This window comes from Porphyromonas uenonis 60-3, from assembly GCF_000174775.1.
Classification (GTDB): domain Bacteria; phylum Bacteroidota; class Bacteroidia; order Bacteroidales; family Porphyromonadaceae; genus Porphyromonas; species Porphyromonas uenonis_A.
Window position 1 is genome coordinate 21,649 of sequence record NZ_ACLR01000088.1, and the last position, 19,781, is coordinate 41,429.

General features: G+C 53.8%; 15 protein-coding genes. 12 read left to right on the top strand and 3 right to left on the bottom strand.

Features of this window, described 5'->3' with window-relative positions:
- Positions 1 to 5: 5 nt before the first annotated feature.
- Together PORUE0001_RS02350 and gmd are read right to left on the bottom strand one after the other, a co-directional pair.
- Positions 6 to 1,088 carry a GDP-L-fucose synthase family protein gene (locus PORUE0001_RS02350; RefSeq protein WP_039865349.1) on the bottom strand — a complete coding sequence of 361 codons (1,083 nt, stop codon included), beginning with the start codon at positions 1,086 to 1,088 and terminating at the stop codon, positions 6 to 8.
- Positions 1,085 to 2,161 (bottom strand): GDP-mannose 4,6-dehydratase, encoded by a 1,077-nt coding sequence (gene gmd / locus PORUE0001_RS02355; RefSeq protein ID WP_007364910.1) that lies wholly within the window; start codon positions 2,159 to 2,161, stop codon positions 1,085 to 1,087. Before gmd ends, PORUE0001_RS02350 begins: the two co-directional genes overlap by 4 nt.
- Positions 2,162 to 2,591: 430 nt before the next feature.
- Here gmd and mnmG point away from each other — a divergent pair, with 430 nt between their 5' ends.
- From mnmG to PORUE0001_RS02415, 12 genes are all read left to right on the top strand, one after another.
- A complete protein-coding gene (gene mnmG / locus PORUE0001_RS02365; protein ID WP_007364896.1) occupies positions 2,592 to 4,469 on the top strand; it encodes a tRNA uridine-5-carboxymethylaminomethyl(34) synthesis enzyme MnmG in 1,878 nt (625 codons plus the stop codon).
- Between the two features lie 27 nt (positions 4,470 to 4,496).
- Positions 4,497 to 6,305, top strand: a complete 1,809-nt coding sequence (uvrC, locus tag PORUE0001_RS02370; RefSeq protein WP_007364908.1) for an excinuclease ABC subunit UvrC — start codon at positions 4,497 to 4,499, stop codon at positions 6,303 to 6,305.
- A 12-nt stretch (positions 6,306 to 6,317) separates the two neighbouring features.
- Entirely contained in the window at positions 6,318 to 6,770 is a 453-nt protein-coding gene (gene dtd / locus PORUE0001_RS02375) for a D-aminoacyl-tRNA deacylase (protein WP_007364881.1), read from the top strand.
- Positions 6,770 to 7,144 carry a nucleotide pyrophosphohydrolase gene (locus PORUE0001_RS02380; protein ID WP_007364873.1) on the top strand — a complete coding sequence of 125 codons (375 nt, stop codon included), beginning with the start codon at positions 6,770 to 6,772 and terminating at the stop codon, positions 7,142 to 7,144. The genes dtd and PORUE0001_RS02380 overlap by 1 nt, the downstream gene beginning before the upstream one ends.
- Before the next feature lie 24 nt (positions 7,145 to 7,168).
- Complete coding sequence (deoC, locus tag PORUE0001_RS02385; RefSeq protein WP_007364871.1) at positions 7,169 to 8,035, top strand: deoxyribose-phosphate aldolase; 867 nt, start codon at positions 7,169 to 7,171, stop codon at positions 8,033 to 8,035.
- 149 nt (positions 8,036 to 8,184) lie between these two features.
- Positions 8,185 to 8,973: a DegT/DnrJ/EryC1/StrS family aminotransferase gene (locus tag PORUE0001_RS02390; protein WP_232501397.1), complete on the top strand. Its 789-nt coding sequence runs from the start codon at positions 8,185 to 8,187 to the stop codon at positions 8,971 to 8,973.
- Positions 8,966 to 9,340 (top strand): hypothetical protein, encoded by a 375-nt coding sequence (locus tag PORUE0001_RS10835; protein ID WP_007364859.1) that lies wholly within the window; start codon positions 8,966 to 8,968, stop codon positions 9,338 to 9,340. The genes PORUE0001_RS02390 and PORUE0001_RS10835 overlap by 8 nt, the downstream gene beginning before the upstream one ends.
- Before the next feature lie 62 nt (positions 9,341 to 9,402).
- On the top strand, positions 9,403 to 10,938 hold the full coding sequence (locus PORUE0001_RS02395; protein WP_050771552.1) for a peptide chain release factor 3: 1,536 nt from the start codon (positions 9,403 to 9,405) through the stop codon (positions 10,936 to 10,938).
- A gap of 275 nt (positions 10,939 to 11,213) precedes the next feature.
- Positions 11,214 to 13,613 (top strand): TonB-dependent receptor, encoded by a 2,400-nt coding sequence (locus PORUE0001_RS02400; protein WP_232501398.1) that lies wholly within the window; start codon positions 11,214 to 11,216, stop codon positions 13,611 to 13,613.
- Between the two features lie 39 nt (positions 13,614 to 13,652).
- Positions 13,653 to 14,864 carry a DUF4374 domain-containing protein gene (locus PORUE0001_RS02405; protein WP_007364848.1) on the top strand — a complete coding sequence of 404 codons (1,212 nt, stop codon included), beginning with the start codon at positions 13,653 to 13,655 and terminating at the stop codon, positions 14,862 to 14,864.
- Between the two features lie 7 nt (positions 14,865 to 14,871).
- Complete coding sequence (locus PORUE0001_RS02410) at positions 14,872 to 15,276, top strand: hypothetical protein (protein ID WP_007364847.1); 405 nt, start codon at positions 14,872 to 14,874, stop codon at positions 15,274 to 15,276.
- Positions 15,277 to 15,628: 352 nt separating this feature from the next.
- Complete coding sequence (locus PORUE0001_RS02415) at positions 15,629 to 18,565, top strand: hypothetical protein (RefSeq protein WP_007364894.1); 2,937 nt, start codon at positions 15,629 to 15,631, stop codon at positions 18,563 to 18,565.
- A 259-nt stretch (positions 18,566 to 18,824) separates the two neighbouring features.
- Here the strand turns inward: PORUE0001_RS02415 and PORUE0001_RS02420 are convergent, their stop codons facing one another.
- A complete protein-coding gene (locus PORUE0001_RS02420; protein WP_007364863.1) occupies positions 18,825 to 19,781 on the bottom strand; it encodes a hypothetical protein in 957 nt (318 codons plus the stop codon).

A 19,781-nucleotide genomic window follows, 5' to 3' on the forward strand; every position in this document is an offset into this window, starting at 1 on the left:
TGTTTTTAGTGCTGGCAGTACCAGTCGTAGAGGCGGGGGATGCCGACGGCGAGGGGCGTCGTGGCGGTGTAGCCGAGGGAGGTGAGACGCGTCAGGTCGAGGAGCTTGCGAGGGGTGCCGTCGGGCTTTGTGCTGTCCCACTCGATGCGTCCCTCGTAGTGCGTCGCCTCAGCGACGAGCGTGGCAAGCGTGCGAATGGAGACCTCTTCGCCAGAACCAATGTTGATGTGCGTGTTGCGGATCTCCTGCTCGCCAGCTGGATATAGCTCAGCAAAGGAGACCCGCTCGGCAATGGTTATGCAAGCCTCGGCTAAGTCATCGCTCCACATGAACTCACGCAGTGCCGACCCGGTGCCCCACAGCTGCAAACTGGTGGGCGTGATGCCGTAACGTGCTAGCTCTGCCGTGAACTCCTCCAGACTACTTTGCTCTGTCAAGCCTGCCAACGGACGCTGCGCCACGTCCCGTCGTAGTGCGGCTAGGTCGCCACGAAGCAACGCTCCCGCTAGATGTAGCTTACGAATCATAGCCGGGAGGACGTGGCTGTTGACCAAGTCAAAGTTGTCCCCATAACCATATAGATTGGTCGGCATGACCGAGAGATAGTTCGTACCGTACTGGAGATTCATACTCTCGCACATCTTCATTCCCGCTATCTTGGCGATAGCGTACGGTTCGTTGGTGTACTCCAGTGGCGAGGTGAGCAACGCATCTTCACGCATCGGCTGAGGCGCGAGCCGAGGGTAAATGCAACTACTGCCGAGGAAGAGCAACCCCTCGACCCCATTGCGTAGCGCAGAGGTGAGGACGTTTTGCTGGATTCCCAGATTGTTCATGATAAAGTCGGCACGATAGGTCTGGTTTGCCATAATCCCGCCCACATGCGCCGCTGCGAGGAATATGTAGTCGGGTCTCTCCTCACGCATGAACTGCTCCACCGCCACCGCATCCAGTAGGTCTAGCTCTTGATGCGTGCGGGTGATCAGCTGTTGGTAGCCACGAGCTTGCAATTGGCGGAGTATCGCCGATCCCACCAAGCCTCGATGTCCAGCCACATAGACGCGGCTCTCAGGTGTCAATTGTTTCATAGCTTCTTACGCTCTTCTTGGGCAAATAGCTCTAGATCACTCTCGACCATACGTTTGATCAGTTCCTCAAAAGGAGTCATCCGTGGGTTCCAGCCGAGGAGCTGGCGCGCCTTCGTTGGATCGCCCAGGAGCGTCTCCACCTCAGCGGGACGGAAGAAGCTCTCGTCCACAGCAACCAGCACACGCCCCGTGGCACGGTCTACCCCTTCTTCGTGAAGCCCTTCGCCTCGCCACTCAAGGTCGATGCCGACATAGCGAAAGGCGAGCGTGGCAAACTCCCGCACCGAGTGCTGCTCGCCCGTAGCGATGACGAAGTCCTCGGGCTTTTCGTTTTGCAACATCAGCCACATACAGTAGACGTAGTCAGGCGCATAGCCCCAGTCACGGAGCGCATTGAGATTGCCTAGGTAAAGCTTGTCCTGCAGTCCCAGCTTGATACGCGCTGCCGCCATCGTAATCTTACGAGTGACGAAGTTCTCGCCCCGTCGCTCACTCTCATGGTTAAAGAGGATCCCGTTGACCGCAAACATACCGTAGCTCTCCCGATAGTTGCGAATGATCCAGTAAGCGTAGAGCTTAGCGCAGGCATAGGGCGAGCAGGGGCGGAAGGGGGTCAACTCATTTTGCGGTGTCTCCGCCACATGACCGTATAGTTCACTCGTGGAGGCCTGGTAGATGCGTACCGACTGGCTCATACCTAGTATGCGCACCGCCTCGAGTAGTCTGAGCGTACCGATGGCGGTTACGTCACCCGTGTACTCTGGCACGTCAAAGGAGACCTTGACATGGCTCTGAGCCGCTAGGTTGTAGATCTCCGTAGGACGCACCTCCTGAATGATACGAATAAGTGACGAACTGTCCGTCATATCGGCCCAGTGAAGCTCTATCTTGCGTCGCTGCCCTTGGTCACGCACCCAATCGTCGAGGTATAGGTGCTCGATGCGAGCCGTGTTGAAGTAAGAGGCTCGGCGCAACGTACCGTGCACCTCGTATCCCTTGGATAGAAGTAGCTCAGCGAGGTAAGAGCCATCCTGCCCCGTGATGCCAGTGATGAGAGCTATAGGTCTAGACATAGTCGTGTCAATATCAATTTACTCCCAAAGGTACGAAAATAGAGGTTAGAGATTAGAGTTAGAGAGAGTCTCTAACCAATTGCGACCAGCCAGCCGTTGACAGCCGATCACCGCCACTCAGCCCACACCCTCGAGGAAATCGAAAATCTCTTCGGAGGAATTTGGGATTCTCCACGGAGGAACAAAAAAATTCATCGGAACTTTGATTTGCTTCTTCCGAAGTTTCATTTCATTCTTCCGAACTTTTATTTCCCGGCTCCGTGGAGAATTTTAATTTGCTCCCTGAAGATTCCGAATTTCCTCGGGAGGAACGTATTGGCGGGTGGAATGTACGCGTTCTAATCTCTAACCTCTAATCTCTAAGGTCTAACCTCTAAATTCGTACCTTTGCATGAGGCTGACGTGCGTCAGCCGTGGCTACGTATCTACAATGACTACTCACTTTGACATTATCGTAATCGGTGCAGGGCATGCTGGCTGTGAGGCAGCGTGCGCTACGGCTCGCATGGGCGCCTCCACGCTACTCATCACGGGAGACATGAACAAGGTGGCGCAGCTGAGCTGCAATCCCGCCATGGGTGGCATCGCCAAGGGACAAATAGTGAGGGAGATAGATGCACTCGGTGGCTATACGGGTCAACTATCCGATGCGGCTACCATACAGTGGCGCATGCTCAACCGCAGCAAGGGCCCTGCCATGTGGAGCCCACGAGCGCAGCTAGACCGCATGCGCTTTATGGAGCTGTGGCGTGGTCAGCTAGATAGGACGGACGGGTTGGATCTTTGGCAAGACTTCGTCGTAGACATCAAGTTTGGCGCAGCGGATGGCAAACATCTGGTAGTGACGCAATTGGGCATGACCTTTACAGCTGCAAAGGTGATCGTCACGGCTGGAACTTTCCTCGGGGGGCTGATGCACTTCGGCAGGACGATGATCCCAGGTGGACGCATCTCGGAGCCAGCTAGCCACGGCCTCACGGAGTGTCTTGTAGCGGCGGGACATCATGCCGACCGCATGAAGACGGGGACACCAGCTCGTATCGACGGACGCTCCGTGGATTGGTCGCTCGTAGAGGAGCAACCAGGCGATGACGAGACGGGACACTTTAGCTTCCTCCCGATGCAAAGGAAACCGCTACGACAGCGCTCCTGCTATATTCTCTATACGAACGAAGCTTGCCACGACATACTCCGCGCTTCGCTCAGCGACTCGCCACTCTACAATGGTCAGATACAGAGCATTGGACCCCGCTACTGCCCCAGCATAGAGACTAAGATCGTCAACTTCGCCGACCGCACACGACATCAGCTCTTCCTCGAGCCCGAGGGTGAGGAGACGAACGAGTACTACCTCAATGGCTTTAGTTCGTCGCTTCCTATTGACACGCAAATCAGAGCTTTACAGACGATCCCCGCACTGCGACATGTGCAGCTTTACCGCCCGGGCTATGCGATCGAGTACGACTTCTTCGACCCTCGTGACCTGCACCACACACTCGAGAGCAAGGTAGTCTCTGGCCTATACTTAGCAGGACAGGTCAACGGAACCACTGGCTACGAAGAGGCGGCTGGACAAGGCCTCCTCGCAGGCATCAATGCAGCCCTAGCTCTACAAAAAAAGGCTCCGCTCATCCTAAGACGAGACGAAGCCTACATAGGCGTCCTCATTGACGATCTCGTAACCAAGGGGGTTGACGAACCGTATCGCATGTTCACCTCACGTGCTGAGTACCGTATACTCCTGCGTCAAGACAATGCCGACCTGCGACTGACACCCTATGCGGAGCGACTGGGACTAGCGACTGCAGAGCGACTAAGTCGCCTCGAGCAGATCAAGCAAAGGATGGCCGAGCTAGAGCAGCTCTGCGCCAACTACTCCGTTAAGCCTGAGTCGGTTAACGGCTACCTTAGCAGTCTAGGCGAGAACCCATTGGACTTTGGCACCAAGCTCACTACCCTACTCCTTCGTCCACACGTTTCGATCAGCGGCTTGATTGCCCATCTAAACGATTTCGCCACGCAGGTGGCAAGTATCATTGGCGACGACACAGAGGTCCTGACCCGCACCGAAACCTCCATCAAGTATCAGGGCTACATCGAGCGAGAGGAGCAAGCCGCTCAGAAGCTTCACCGACTGGAGTCGCTAACGCTGGGCGACAAGTTCGACTATCAGCAGATCTCTGCGCTCCCCATAGAGGCTCGCGAGAAGCTCTCCCGCATCCGCCCCGCCACCATCGCTCAGGCGGCCCGCATCCCTGGCATCTCTCCGAGCGACATCAATATACTCCTTGTCTTATTGGGACGATAAGCGTCCGTTTCACGTGAAACAACCAAAATGAACCGAGACGAAATCAAAGCTATCCTCCCAACCATCCCGCAAGAGCCAGGATGCTATCAGTACCGCAACAAGAACGGGACGATTATTTACGTAGGCAAGGCGAAGAACCTACGTAATCGTGTCTCTTCGTACTTCAACAATTCGCCAAAGAACCCGAAGACGACGAGGCTGGTCAGCGAGATTCGCCAGCTAGAGTACTTTGTGGTCAACACGGAGGCGGAAGCTTTAGTCTTGGAGAACAACCTTATCAAGACCCACCTGCCGAAGTACAACATACTACTCAAGGACGACAAGTCCTACCCTCGTATTGTCATCACGGACGAGCCGTTTCCCCGTATCTTTGCCACGAGAAAAGAGGTGGGCAAGGGGGATTACTTCGGCCCCTACCCCAACGTGGCGATGGCTCACACGGTGATTGATCTAATTCATCGGGTCCTTCAGCTACGTTCGTGTCGCTATGCTTTGACCCCTGAGGTGGTTCGAGAGCGGCGGGTGGACCTTTGCCTGCAATACCACATTAAAAAGTGCGGTGGCCCGTGCCAAGGCTTCGTATCGGCGGAGGAATACGACCATTCGGTGCAACTGGCACGCCGCATCCTCAAGGGGGAGATCAGCATCCTCATAGAGGAAGAGGTGGAGGAAATGAATCGTATGAGCGAGCGTCTGGAGTTCGAGCGAGCTGAGCAGCACCGTCAGAACATTGAGGTGCTACGTCGCTATTCGGGCAAGCATGTCGTCGCACCAAACATTCGCGAGGCAGATGTCTTTGCTTACGATGAGGACGACGTCAACGGGTTCGTCTGTATGATGCAGGTGCGCCACGGGGCGGTTGTTCTAGCGCACAACTTGACCTTCAAGAAGACGGTCGACTCCTCTCGGAGCGACCTGCTCGCCTACCTGATCGAGGAGCTGAGGCAACGCTTCGGCAGCACGGCTCGTGAGGTGATTCTCGCAGAGCCTGGCGAATGGGAGAGCGACAGCTATCGGATCACGGTGCCACAGCGGGGCGAAAAGAAGCATCTCCTCGACCTGGCTCAGGTCAATGTATCAGGTTATCGCTGGGACTGCTACAAGCGTCAGGAGAAGCTCAACCCCGAGCAACGAGCCACGCGCCTCCTCACCACGATGAAGAAGGATCTCGGCATCGATCGCCTACCCCGCCATATGGAGTGCTTTGACAATTCAAACATTCAGGGCACGAACCCTGTGGCTGCGTGCGTGGTCTTTAAGAATGGAAAGCCGGCGAAGAGCGAGTATCGTAAGTTTCATGTGAAAACAGTGGTCGGCGCTGACGACTATCGGACGATGCGTGAGATCATCTACCGGCGCTATCGGCGTATGCTGGACGAGGGACAATCGCTTCCCGATCTGATCATCATAGATGGTGGCAAGGGTCAACTGCATGTCGCCTGCGATACGCTCAAAGAGCTGGACATCTACGACAAGGTATGCGTCTTCGGTCTTGCGGAGCGCTTCGAAGAGCTCTATCGTCCAGGCGAATCGGAGCCGTTGGTCTTGGATCGTCGGTCGGAAACGCTCAAGGTGGTCTGTCATATACGTGACGAAGCGCACCGCTTTGGCATCACTTTCCACAGAGACAGTCGCTCGAAGCAGCAAACGAAGAGCATCCTGGACGAGATTCCAGGCATTGGCGCACGTAGTAAGGAGACTTTGATGCGAGCCTTCAAGACGCCTCAGCGGGTCGTCAAGGCTAGCCGTGCCGAACTGATCGAGACTCTCGGAGCTAGCAAGGGAAGCAAGCTATACAATCACCTACATCCTGACGAAAACATAGAAACAACCTAGAGAAGAAACAGTATGAAAGCACTTTTACAGCGAGTAACCCACGCCTCTGTGTCGATCAAAGGCGACTGCGTTGGGAGCATTCAGCAGGGCATCGTCCTACTCCTCGGCATCGGTTACGAGGATGGCTCCGAGCAGATCGAGAAGCTCTGCCAGAAGGTGTGCAAGCTACGCATCTTCGACGACGAGGAGGGCGTGATGAACCGTTCGTTGCTGGACATTGGTGGCGAAGCGCTCGTCGTAAGTCAGTTTACGCTCATGGCAAACTGTCGCAAAGGTAACCGTCCGAGCTACATCGAAGCTGCCAAAGGTGAGGTTTCGGAGCCACTATACGAGCAGTTTGTCGCTAAGATGCGCCTTCTCATGGGCGCAGATTCAATTAAAACTGGTAAATTTGGAGCCGATATGCAGGTAGAGATACATAATGACGGACCTGTGACCATCATCCTAGACACCGATACGCTCTAATGGAAGCTACTGACAAGGCAAAGCAGACAACGCTAGACGAGCTACAGCAGTTGGTCGATGAGTGGATACGCACCTACGGCGTACGCTACTTTGATCCGCTGACCAATATGGCGATCCTCACGGAGGAGACGGGCGAGGTGGCTCGTGTTATGGCACGGCTCTATGGCGAGCAGAGCGCCAAAGCGTCCGATCATCTCGACCTTGCGGACGAGCTGGCGGACCTGCTTTGGGTACTCACCTGCATTGCCAACCAATGCGGGATTAACCTGCAGGAGGCACTTGAGAAGAACCTCCAGAAGAAGACAAAACGCGACGCAACTCGCCATTTAAACAACAGCAAGCTGACCGCTCACCCCATAGACACAATAGAATAATAAACAATCAAACAATAGAAACTGATGCATCAGATAGACAAGTATCATAAAGCAATCTCGCTCTACGAACCTATCGAGGGCGATGTAACCGCCAAGGTACAAGCAATCATCGACAAGCACTATAAGGAGTGCTACACACCAGAAGTCCTCAAGCTACTTTACAGCTGTATCGACCTAACCACGCTGATGGGAGGTGATACCGACGAGAGCGTCACCAAGATGGTCGCTGGCGTTAACGACTTCGAGACCAATCATCCCGACATCCCCAACGTAGCCGCTATCTGCGTTTATCCCGCTCTGGTGCCTACAGTCAAGGCTACGCTCACCTGTCCCGATGTACGCATCGCTTCGGTAGCTGCAGGCTTTCCCGCCAGTCAGACCTTCCCAGAGATCAAAGTCGCTGAGGTCTCTATGGCTGTCGCTGAAGGAGCCAACGAAGTAGACGTTGTTCTCAACCTAAACCGCTTCCTCTCAGAGGACTACGACGGAGTCTGCACTGAGATCGAGGAGCTCAAGGACGCAGCTCGTGGGGCGCACCTCAAGGTAATCATCGAGTCCGGTCTGCTCGCTGACCCACGTCAGATACAGATCGCATCGATCCTGTCGCTCTACTCAGGCGCCGACTTCATCAAGACCTCCACAGGCAAGGAGTACCCAGGCGCTTCACTGGAGGCCGCTTATGTTATGTGTCAGACGCTACGCAAGTACTACGAGCTCCACGGTGAGCGTCGTGGCTTCAAGGCGAGCGGTGGTGTCCGCACGCCAGAGGACGTGGTCAAGTATTACTGCATCGTCAAGGAGATCCTTGGCGAGGAGTGGCTCACCCCTGAGCTCTTCCGTCTAGGTGCTAGCAGTCTTGGCAAGAATCTCCTCAAGGCGATCGAGGGATAAGAGACAAATTAAAAAGCTATGCCCCGCCACACGGATGAAAAGGTGGAGAGGGGCATAGCTTTTTTGCCAAATCTCCTCACCGCACAGCCCAAGAGAGAGACAAAAGAGCCGAAGAGCCCGAAACTAGCCAAAACGAGAAACTATAGAAGATGCCTCCAATATCGACAGAACAACTTAACTATCAAGGCGTTTACCCATCACAAGAGGCGATTAAAGCGCAAATTCCTGACGATTTTCTGACCGACTCGGGACTTTGTACGGGATTTGAGCAAGCATTCCGCCGTTTGTTGGGAGTCGAGCGCACGATCCATCTGACCTCTTCGCCACAAGTAGCACTTACCGCTGCACTGCGCATGCTGCAAATGCGGGAAGGCGAGTCTCTTTTCGTACCAGCTTATTGGCGCAAGGAGTACGTCGACTGTTTGCTCGCGATGCGGTTGCGTCCGATCTTTGTAGAGGTCACCTCCTTCAACATGGCGATGGACCCGCTCCTCCTCGGTAAGCATCTCGAGCGTATGGTCAATGCGGGCACTCCCCTACCCCGCGCCATCATCGTGGCGCATGCTCACGGCATCCCCGCCAATATGGAGCTCCTCTGCGAAGTGGCGCAGCGGTACAATATGACCATCATCGAGGACTGCTCGCAGGCGCTTGGGAGTTCTATCGACGAGCGAGCCTGTGGCACCTGGGGACAGCTCTCCTTTTTCTCCTTCTCCACGGGCGAGATCATACAGACCGGCATAGCAGGCGCTCTCACTTGGTCGGAAAATCGTAGCCTCTCCATCACCGCACCTTATCATAGCTGGAGTGCTCAGGAGAAGCTCTCCATCGAAGCCTGGCTACGTCCCTATCCGCTAGCCCCTCTGCAGGCAGCTGTCCTACTGCCTCAGATCGCGCATCTAGAGGAGGCCATAGATAAAAAGACGCCTCATGGCTAAGCTTTACCGCAAGTATCTCACGCAAGCCTTCGGACTTCGCTATCTAGGCTGGCCAGAAGACGCATCGCACCGCTATCGTCCTAATTATAGTAGTCAGCCGATACATATCGAGCCCACGATGCTCCACTTCTCTCACCACGAGCTCGGGAGAGCTCTGCAGGAGAAGCAGTTCGTCCCGCTCCTACCGCCACTCGAGAGTCTCAGCGAGCTACCCGCACTTCAGTCCTACAGCAGTGTAGTCAGCGGCGTAGCTCAGAGCATGGCGCCCGATATGCTCTACCTGCCCAACGATAGCACGCTGACAGGCGCCCGCACCTTAGAGGTTGTCGAGGTCATCCGTCAGCTCGTTTACAAGTACAATAGCTAATCATCCTACGATGTCCACCCCTTTAGAAAAAGAAATAAAGCAGTCGTCGCACCTTTGCCGTCATAGCGCACCCTGATGCTGGTAAAACAACCCTCACCGAGAAGCTACTCCTCTACGGAGGTGCCATCCACGTAGCTGGAGCCGTCAAGAGTAACAAGATCAAGAAGAGCGCCACCAGTGACTTCATGGAGATAGAGCGTCAGCGTGGTATCTCCGTGGCAACCAGCGTCATGGGCTTCAACTATAAGGACTACAAAGTCAACATCCTCGACACCCCTGGTCACCAAGACTTCGCCGAAGATACCTACCGCACGCTCACCGCCGTGGATAGCGTCATTATCGTCATCGACCATGCCAAGGGCGTTGAGCAGCAGACCCGTCGCCTCATGGAGGTATGCCGTATGCGCCACACACCCGTCATCGTCTTCATCAACAAACTAGACCGTGAGGGACTAGACCCCTTCGACCTCCTCGATGAAGTCGAGCAAGAGCTCGGCATCGTAACCACACCGATGGTTTGGCCTATAGGCATGGGCGACCGCTTCAAGGGCGTGTACAACATCTTCGACCACGAGCTCAACCTCTTTACGCCAAATAAGCAGCATGTTGTCGAGGACATCCACCATATCGAGAGCCTCGACTCGCCAGACCTCGTCCAGCATATCGGCGCTGCCGCTGCCGAGCGACTCGCCGAGGAGGTCGAGATGGTCGAGGGCGTCTACCCCAAGTTTGACCACGACGCTTATCTTGCTGGCGAGCAAGCACCCGTCTTCTTCGGCTCAGCGCTCAATACCTTTGGTGTGCGCGAGCTACTAGACACCTTCGTACGTATCGCACCCTCACCCCAGCCCGTACAGGCCGAGGAGAGAGAGGTAAGTCCTTACGAAGAGAACTTCACCGGCTTCGTCTTCAAGATCCACGCCAATATGGATCCCAACCACCGCAGCTGTATCGCCTTCGTCAAGGTCTGCTCAGGACGCTTCGAGCGCAACGCTTACTACCGTCACACACGCCTCGACAAGCAGGTCCGCTTCTCCTCCCCCACCGCCTTTATGGCCAATAAGAAAGAGGTCATCGACGACGCCTATGCAGGCGACATCGTAGGACTCCCCGACACGGGTCTATTTCGCATCGGCGACACCCTCACTTCAGGCGAAATGCTGCACTTCAAGGGGCTACCCAGCTTTAGTCCTGAGTACTTCAAATATATCGAGAATGCCGACCCGATGAAGCAGAAGCAGCTCATCAAGGGTACCGACCAACTGATGGGCGAAGGCGTAGCACAGCTCTTTGTCAATCAGTTCAACGGCAGACGCATCATCGGTACCGTCGGTCAACTTCAGTTCGAGGTGATCCAGTATCGACTGCTCCACGAGTATGGCGCTGAGTGTCGCTGGGAGCCGCTGCACCTCTACAAAGCGTGCTGGATCGAGAGCGACGATGCCGAGGAGCTGGCCAACTTCAAGCGTCGCAAAGCTCAGTATATGGCTCTAGATAGCGCAGGTCGAGACGTTTACCTAGCGGAGAGCAGTTACATCCTGCAGATGGCACAGCAAGACTTCCCGCACATCCGCTTCCACTTCACCAGCGAGTTCTGACGCATCTCTGCTCGCAATCCGCTACCCAATCAGGGTCAAAAAAGGTCTCGTTCATAGACCAGGCAAAGATACTATCGCAGGCTACAGACTCATGTTGAGCTCAGCACTCTAGAGCTCCCAACATTAGTCTGTAGCCTGCAAACACTTCAACGGATCCTAGACTCCGCAAATCTCACAAGTGACCCTTTGTAAGAACGAACAAACCACAGCAATTACCCATCATTAGGTATTGGTAAAGAGGAGAATAGCTAGTACTTTTGCGTGTATATAAAGTTTTGTTTAAGACACGCATGAGTACCTATTCGCATCATAGCTCTTGGCTGGGTCGCACGGTATATAGCCTCATATTAGTCGCACTGTCATCGACCGTCTGCACGCTCGTCGCTCAGAGCAATCCTGGGCGACACACCTACAGCGGTGTGGTGCTAGACGCTACCTCACAGGAGCCACTCATCGGCGCCTCACTGTGGATTGAGGAGCTACATCAAGGCGTAGCTACGGATGCTGACGGTGCCTTCACCTTGTCTCTACCAACTAAGGGGGAGTATCATATCAAGGTAAGCTATGTAGGGTACAAAGACTACACCCTCCACTATAGTAGCAAGCGGGCAAGCCAAGCTCCTCAGCGTATCCTCCTCTCAAGCTCTACGGCGGAGCTAGGCACAGTCTTCGTTCATGGTAAGGGGCAGGCACAGCGACTGCGTGAGATCCCCTCGTCCATCACCGTCATTGACACACGAGAGCTGCACGGTACGGTCTCTTCGCTCAACGAAGTCCTCAATCGCTCTATGGGGGTCAAGGTGACCAGCACGGGTGGCATCGGGAGCACTTCCCGTATGATCATACAGGGGCTAGACGGCAAGCGCATTGCTATCTTTGTCAATGGGGTACCTATCGGGAGCTCTGATCAAACTAGTCTTGACGCCTTTGCGGTAGACCAAATAGATCATGTAGAGGTGTACAAGGGGATCATCCCCTCGTGGCTCGGTGGCGAGGGACTAGGCGGAGCAATCAATATAATCTTGCGTCACGAGGAGCAACAAGACCATCTGACCGCCTCCTATGAGGTAGGCTCCTTCCATACGCACAAGGGGAGCTTGCGCGCCAATAAGTACTTGCCCGCTCTCGGACTGAACCTTTCCCTTGCTCTCCAAGGGCTTTACACGGACAATGACTATACCTTTGACTCCCCCTTTGAGCAAGGACTGGTGGTACGGCGAGATCATGACACCTATGCGAACTATGGAGGCTCTCTGTCCCTGTCCCTGCACAAGCCGTGGATAGACCATCTGTCGCTCTCGCTAGGTGCTGATCGCACCTATCAGGAGATACAGGGAGGTGTCCTCAATCTGCAAAACAACATCCAGCATGCCCACACCCACACGACGAGCCTACAGGGTGCGCTATCAGTCGCAAAGAGCATACTAGACGGCAAGCTCTATCTAAGCTCGACAAGTATCGTCGCGTACCAGTTACTGAACCATGTGGACACCTCGCACTACTGCTACGACTTCGCTGGGCGCACCTTCCCCAGTGGCTCCGGTCAAGGCGAGATAGGTGGCATGCCCAATGACTCACACGACCAGCTCATCAACATACAGGAGCAGCTAAACCTGCGCTACCAGCTGTCGCCCGCTCATCGCCTCCTAGGCAACATCTCTTACCGCTTCGCACGCCGTGATCCACACGATGAGCTTGCCAGTAAGTATACCAAACTCGCTGTGGGTGGCTATCCTGGGCAGATCCACTCGCTTATCACTGGTCTGACACATGAGTGGAAGCTGTGGGACGAGCGCATTACCAATGAGCTAGGTGCCAAGCATGTCTACTTCTATTCCTCGGTACCTCCACTAGGCTTCACCATCTACGAGCAGGATGACGCTCCACTCACCAGCTCACGCTCCGTATGGGGCGGTAGCGAGGCTATCTCTATCAAGGCTCTCCCCAATCTTACGCTCAAAGGCTCTACGCAATACACCATGCGCACCCCTCGTGCCGAAGAGATCATCGGTGACGGCGTACTCATCTACCCCTCGCCTAAGCTAGCCCCCGAGCGGAGCCTTAACTTCAACCTAGGCGTCAACTGGCTCTGCAACCCTGACGACTACCCCAACTGCCGCATTGACCTCAACGGATACTATATGAATGTGAGGGATATGATCAAGCTAGTCATGGAGAGCCTTATCATGAAGTACACAAACTTCGGCCAGGTGCGCATAGCAGGCGTAGAGGCGGAGCTCTGTGCCAACCTCTTCCCCTGGCTAACCATTCGCTCCAACATCACCTATCAAGATGCACGTGATAGGATGAGGACAGCGATCGGGGGCGGCCAGAACTTCCACTACAACTATCGTGTACCCAACATGCCTTACCTCTTTGGCAATGCGGAGATCCGTCTGCAGGGCGACCAGCTACTCCTCTCCGATGATCATGGCGAGGGCTTTATAGCGTGCGAGTACACGGCACCCTTTAGCTATGGGTGGGAGGCGAGCAAGGTGAGCAGACTACAGGTACCTCGCCGATGGAACTTCAACGTGGGAGTGCAGTACACGCTCTTCCAGCATTACCACCTAGCTCTAGAGGTCAATAACCTCTTCAACACAAGACAATGGGCCGAGTATCAGTACCCACTCCCGACACGCTCGCTACGTGCCAAGCTCAAGGTCACATTCTAACTACTCAAGATAATTATAAACCTAATAAATAATAGAACGATGAAGCATCTTAGCTCACTAATCCTAACAGCCCTCTTAGGGCTAGTCACACTCAGCTCTTGCCAAAAGGAGGAAAGCACTCCGCAGCAGACTCAGGAAGCCAAGTTTATCTACGCCTCACAGGTGGAGAATGCCTTCCAGCTCACGCCCCTAGCAGACCTCGCAGAGGGAGTGCAGACCTCATTTGACAATTCTCAGACCCTCCCCGTGGGGCACCTCTTCCTAGAGAAGTACGGAGACTACATCTATGCCATGTCGGGCAGTATGTATGGCTACGGAGGCGAGCAGACGCTACGCAAGTATCAGATGAGCGAGGGCAAGCTCAAGGAGGTTGCCACGCTCTCTTTCAAGGGCTCTCCCAATGTCATCGAGATTATCTTCGCCAGCGACACGAAGGCTTACGGCGTGACCTGCGCTAGCCGTGGTCAGCTCGTCATCTTTAACCCCTCCACCATGCAGGAGATGGGCGAGATAGACCTCTCTCCTTATGCTGCTACAGACCCCAAGGCTGAGGCTCCTGACAAAGATCCCGATGCTGGGACTGGTATCGTGCGAGATGGCAAGCTCTTCCTCTGTCTCAATCAGACAAAGTCTATGATGGAGCTATACGATGAGCCAGCCTCAGTGGCGGTCATTGATGTCGCCACGGACAAGGTCGAGAAGGTCATCAAGGACGCTCGCGTACAGAGCCTGGGTATGGTCGGACACACCAATGCCATCCTTGACGAAGCAGGTAACATATACTTCTATTCAGGACCTCGCAGTGCCATGTTTGGCAAGCATGAGGGTATCTTACGGATCAAAAAGGGCGAGACCGACTTTGACAAGGAGTACTACGTCTCCGTGACCAAAGCTGATGGCGCAGAACCCACCTCTTATGGTATGACGATGACCTACTACAAGGGCAAGGTCTACTTCTTCCTGGAGAAGCCTTCGCTCGTTGTTGATCCCAACGACAAGACTTTTACCAAAAACAAAGACTTCGTCCCCTATGAGCTAGACCTCAAGAGTGGCAAGGGCAAGATACTCCCACTGCCCGCATCTAGTGGCTGGAGTGCTAATGCCACCATCGCCTACAACGGCAAGATCTACTTCGGCATACACGCTAAAGACGGTATGGGCTTCTACAGCTACGATCCAGCTACAGGGCAGGGCAGCAACAAGCCCGTAGTGACTACACCTGCTGGCATCTATAAAATCATAAAGCTCTAAACAACCCATGAATAGACAAACTCGCACGGCCTTCCTATGGGCTTTCATCCCGATGGGATACATCTTCCACACGCTCTGTGAGCTGATGCCACTCTTTGCTGGTCTTAGCATAGCAACGGAAGAGATGACCACAGAGATGCTCCCAGCCATGACAACCTTCACGGGATCGGCACTCTACTTAGTACCACTCGTCGGACTGCTCTGCAGCTGCTACGGCAAGCGACGCTGGAGCACTATCGTCAGTTTCGTACTCGCTTGTCTCACCCTACTGCTCAATATCTGTCACCTCTGCACAGACCTCCTACCCCACTTCACGTGGGCACAGGCAGCCATACTACCATTCGTCTGCGTCATCGCTGCCCTACTCGTCATAGATCTTTGGAAAGAGCTACGCACGAGCAAGGCTCAATGAGCGCAACGCTTTGACGGTTAGATAGAAGTTAGACAACAAGAACGAGAGGAGGCTGTCACACTAGTTGACAGCCTCCTTTTGTATGCGCTTATACCGCTAGAGTGAATAAGATTCTGTACCATCTGAACCTGGCAAAGATACTATCGCAGGCTACAGACTAACATTAGTCTGTAGCCTGCAAACACTTCAACGGACCCTAGACTCCGCAAATCTCACAAGTAGCCCTTTGTCAGAAGGGATAGCCCGCAGCCTGAATTCGTTACCTAGAGAGGGGGATATTTTTGAGAAACTTATTAACTTTGCGAGCTTGCACATGTTTGTGCAACGAGACAACCAAACTAACAAGACTTTTATGAAACGAAATCTATTATTCCTCTACAGCCTGCTCCTTGCACTGATACCGCTAGGTAGTGTGGCTCAGACTGCAACGAATGATGTGCTGACCTTTACGACAAGTAAGGCGGTCGGTGAGACTATTCAAATAAGCCTTCAGTACCAAGGTCAGCTCAAGGTCGAGGGCCTTGAGAGTGTCCCTCCGAGCGCACCGTTTGAGCTCAGCATATCAACGGTCAAGCTCACGGCACAGACTGTCACTATCAAGGGGCAGCTCTTGCACCTTGCTATATACAACGACCAAAAGATAACCAGCCTCTCTGCGCCGAACCATACGACTCTAGAGAGGCTGCAATGCGTTAATAACCCTTCGCTCACAAGCCTCAACCTCTCTGGGTGTAATAAGTTGAACTATATATCCATCCTTGGTACAGGACTCAAGGATACACATCTGACTCAGTTTATAGGGTCACTCCCCAAGGTAAAGGAGGGGAAGCTCAACTTCTATAATGCATACCAGAAGGCAACCCATGCTTACTGGACTATTCAAGACATCCGAGATGCCAATGCTAAGGGGTGGCACGTTACTACCCTTGTAGGGCACGATAATGTGGAGCTTTACCCAGACGAGATCACTATCGGGGTCGATCCCGCAGTCAGTGAGGTGCTGAGTCTCTGGATCATCGGAGAGGGTGAAAATATCCCGCTCATCTCAAATATAGAAGGAAATCCCGTCATTGAGAGCGGAGATAAATTCACCCCTTATACCGTAACGCAGAAGTCAGTCGTCATCGGAGGCAATGTGAAGCTTTTTAAGGTGGAGGAGCTGAAGAACATCACCAGTATCAATCTAGGTAAGAATCGTAGCCTAACACACTTAGTCTGCACTAAGGGTAAGGTCAAGGAGCTGGGACTGTCGGAGTGCTCGTCCTTGAATCTCGTAGAGTGCTACGGTAATGGCATGCGAGGTGAGGCAACTACACGACTGATGTCTACACTGCCAGACCGCACCTCAGCGAAGGAGCCTGGCAAAATCTACTTCGTAGACGAAGCCTCCTCTGAAGCTCAAAAGAACAGCTACAGCGATACAGACCTCTTCCTCGCCAAGAACCGTGGCTGGGTCGTCTATCGTCGTCTCTCAAGTGGCAAATTCGAAGAGATCAAGCCCACTGGCACCTCTTACGATCAGATAACCTTTACCACGGCCAAAAAGGTCGGAGAGGGCTTCTTTATCCTCACAAATCCCTCTAAACCTATAAGTGTACGTGGACTCAAGCTACTCTCTCAGAGTGAGAGTACGCCAGACAAGAATGCCATCGTCACGGCACAGGATATAACGCTCGTGGGTAATGTGCTGAGTCTCGTTCTTGCAGATCAGCAGATCACCGCTTTTGAGTCAAAGGACAACAAAGAGCTTCGGTCGCTAGTTATCTCAGGTAATAAGCTCACCAAGCTGGATCTCTCTACTTTCGAAAAGCTCGAAAGTGTGGTCTGTTTCGATAATCCGTTTGATAAGGAGGGCTCCGCTTTTACCTTATCACACCTGCCTAATCGTACGAAAGAGGAGACACCTGGGGCTATCTCCTTTGTCTCTACTGCCAAGGGAGACCTTACGCCCACATACAGCTCAGCTGCCATCGCTGCTGCCAACGCGCTCAACTGGAAGGTGATGCAACGTGATCACGAAGGTAATGAGTCTGAGATCGTCCCCAAGATCAATGTCATCACCCTCGTTACGGACAAAGCTGTAGGTAGCGAGGTGACGATAGAGGCCAAGCTGGCCGATGCCCTTCCCGTCAAAGTAACGGGACTATCCGTTGCTGAGATTACTGCTGCCAATGCGGCTGGCAAGTTCACCCTAACGGCACAGACCGTCACCCTGACGGGCGATATTATCTCTCTAAGCCTCCCCGATGGCGAGTGGACGAAGATTGAGACCACGACTGACTACGACAACCTCGAGTCTCTCGCTTACCCAAGGAATAAGGTGGTAGCTCCTGTTCTAAATACCCCTCGTCTCTCTATGCTGGACTGCCGCAATAATGGAATGAGTGAGGCTGAGGTCAAGGCACTTATAGCCACTCTCCCTAACTTATCTAATGAGTCAGCTCAGATGTCAGAGAGAAAGGGTACGCTCCTCATAGCTGATGAGGCAAACGATACGCACGCAAATGTCTGCCCCGACGAAGCTATCCTGGCTGCTCAGACGAAAAACTGGGAGTCTACAGTACATCTAGGAGGTGAGGTGAGAGGCAAACTCTTTACCTCGGACAAGAACACCCTGCGCTTTGAGACAAAGCTCCCGATGAAGAGCAAAGTGCGCTTTACCCTTCATTACGCTGGCACCCTCCTTGCAGCTGATGGTCTTAGTACGCAGGACTATCTACCCGAGAGCTCAGACAGTGAGCAGGAGTGCGAGCTGACCGCGACCTTTGTTCGTCTTGTGGGTGACGTTGACCAGCTTAACATCACCGCTCAGCAGGTCACCCGCCTTGCTCTGCCTGGGCACAAGAGCATCGCAAAGATTGATTGTGCTGACAATGCGATCACCACGTTTGACCTCGCTGGCTGTGCGAAGCTACTCTTCCTCAACATGACGAAGAATGGGCTGACAGCAGAGCTCGTGTCGCAGCTGATCGCTCAACTGCCTGATCGCTCTGCTGAGACAGACAAGGGTGAGCTACGTCTCTTCAACACCTACAAGGGTGCAGGCGAGACGAACGAAATAACCGCCGAGCATCTCAAGGCGGCTAAGGCTAAGGGCTGGCGTATCACAGACAGTAAGGCGGAGATTACAGAGCAACAAGTAGCTACGGATCTCGTCTTACGTCCCGACAGCACGGATGATACGGTATACACACTCGAGGGTATCCGCCTCTTTATCCCAGCTAACGAGCTACCTGAAGGTATCTACATCATCGGCGGTAAGAAGGTAATCATCAATCGCACTAAGTAACCGACTCCCGCCCAAGGAGCTACGAGGCATCTCTGTCTAGCTAAGGACAGAACCCTCATACAGAGCGGACTCAATCACTCCATCGTAGTGGTTGAGTCCGCTTTTTTATCCCTCAATCTCTTCTGGAGACATTATTGCTATCCGATAATATTGCTGTCCGATAAAAGTCAGAAAGGGCTTATCAAGGGGCTAAACCGTAGAATTGAGACCTAAAGGTCAAACTTTTTCGGATAGCCTCCTTTTGTATGCACTTATTATCCTAGAGGACGACGAGACCGGCGAGGAGGAGTTGCAACGTCGTGACGAGGAGGACTAGGAGCGGAAGCAGATAGCGCCACGCATAGCGAGAGAGTTGACCCGCCCAGGGAGTGATCGGTATGATGACCAGCGGCACGGCGAGGAGAAGCGTGGAGCGCATCGTCTCTGTCTGTACCAGTGCCAGCAGGAGGACGAGGGTCGTCATCAGAAGTAGCGCTCTCTGTCGGTACCAGGTGACGACGTGACTGCCTCCACGAATGCTTTCCAGCCCGATACGCGCTATAATAAGCAGCAGGGCTATGATGCCCCACCCTATCCACTCAAAGGGCGTAGCGGGGCTTAGAAGCGTCTCTACGCTGATCTGTAACTGTGCGTAGAGGTTTAGCAGTGGCGTAGCACCTTGCCAGAGATAGAGCGTAGGCAGTACGAGCCAAAGGATCGCTATGAAGCCACAGAGATAAGCGAGGTAGGCACGCAGGCGACGCACTTTCATCAAGGCGAGGAGCGACAAGCTCAGCGGTACGATCAGAAGTAATGGAGGATAGAGCAGGACGGCTATGCCCATCATGAGTCCTGCGAGGGTGAGCGTCTGAAGCTGGTCAGGACGACTGTAGCAGAGCATCTGCAGGTATAGCGCTATGAGCAGTGCGGGGAGCGCCCAGACGGACCAACTAAGCGTAAAGAATGCGGTGAGTGGCACCAAGAGCATCGTCTGCAGGAGTAGTAAGAGCGCTCGCTGACGGGGTGTGATGAGGAGAAGCTGTATGGCTATGCGGTCTGACAGTCCGAGTGTAGCGACAAGCGCTAGAGAGTGAGAGACAAAGCCCACGAGCAGTGCTGTACTATCAAGCTCTAGAGCGAGCAAGTACCACTGTATGACGGCGCAGAGCAGCCAGACGACTACCATCGTAAGGAGTGCCAGTGGCGCAGGGAGCGAACTTCTATAGCGTTGTATCAT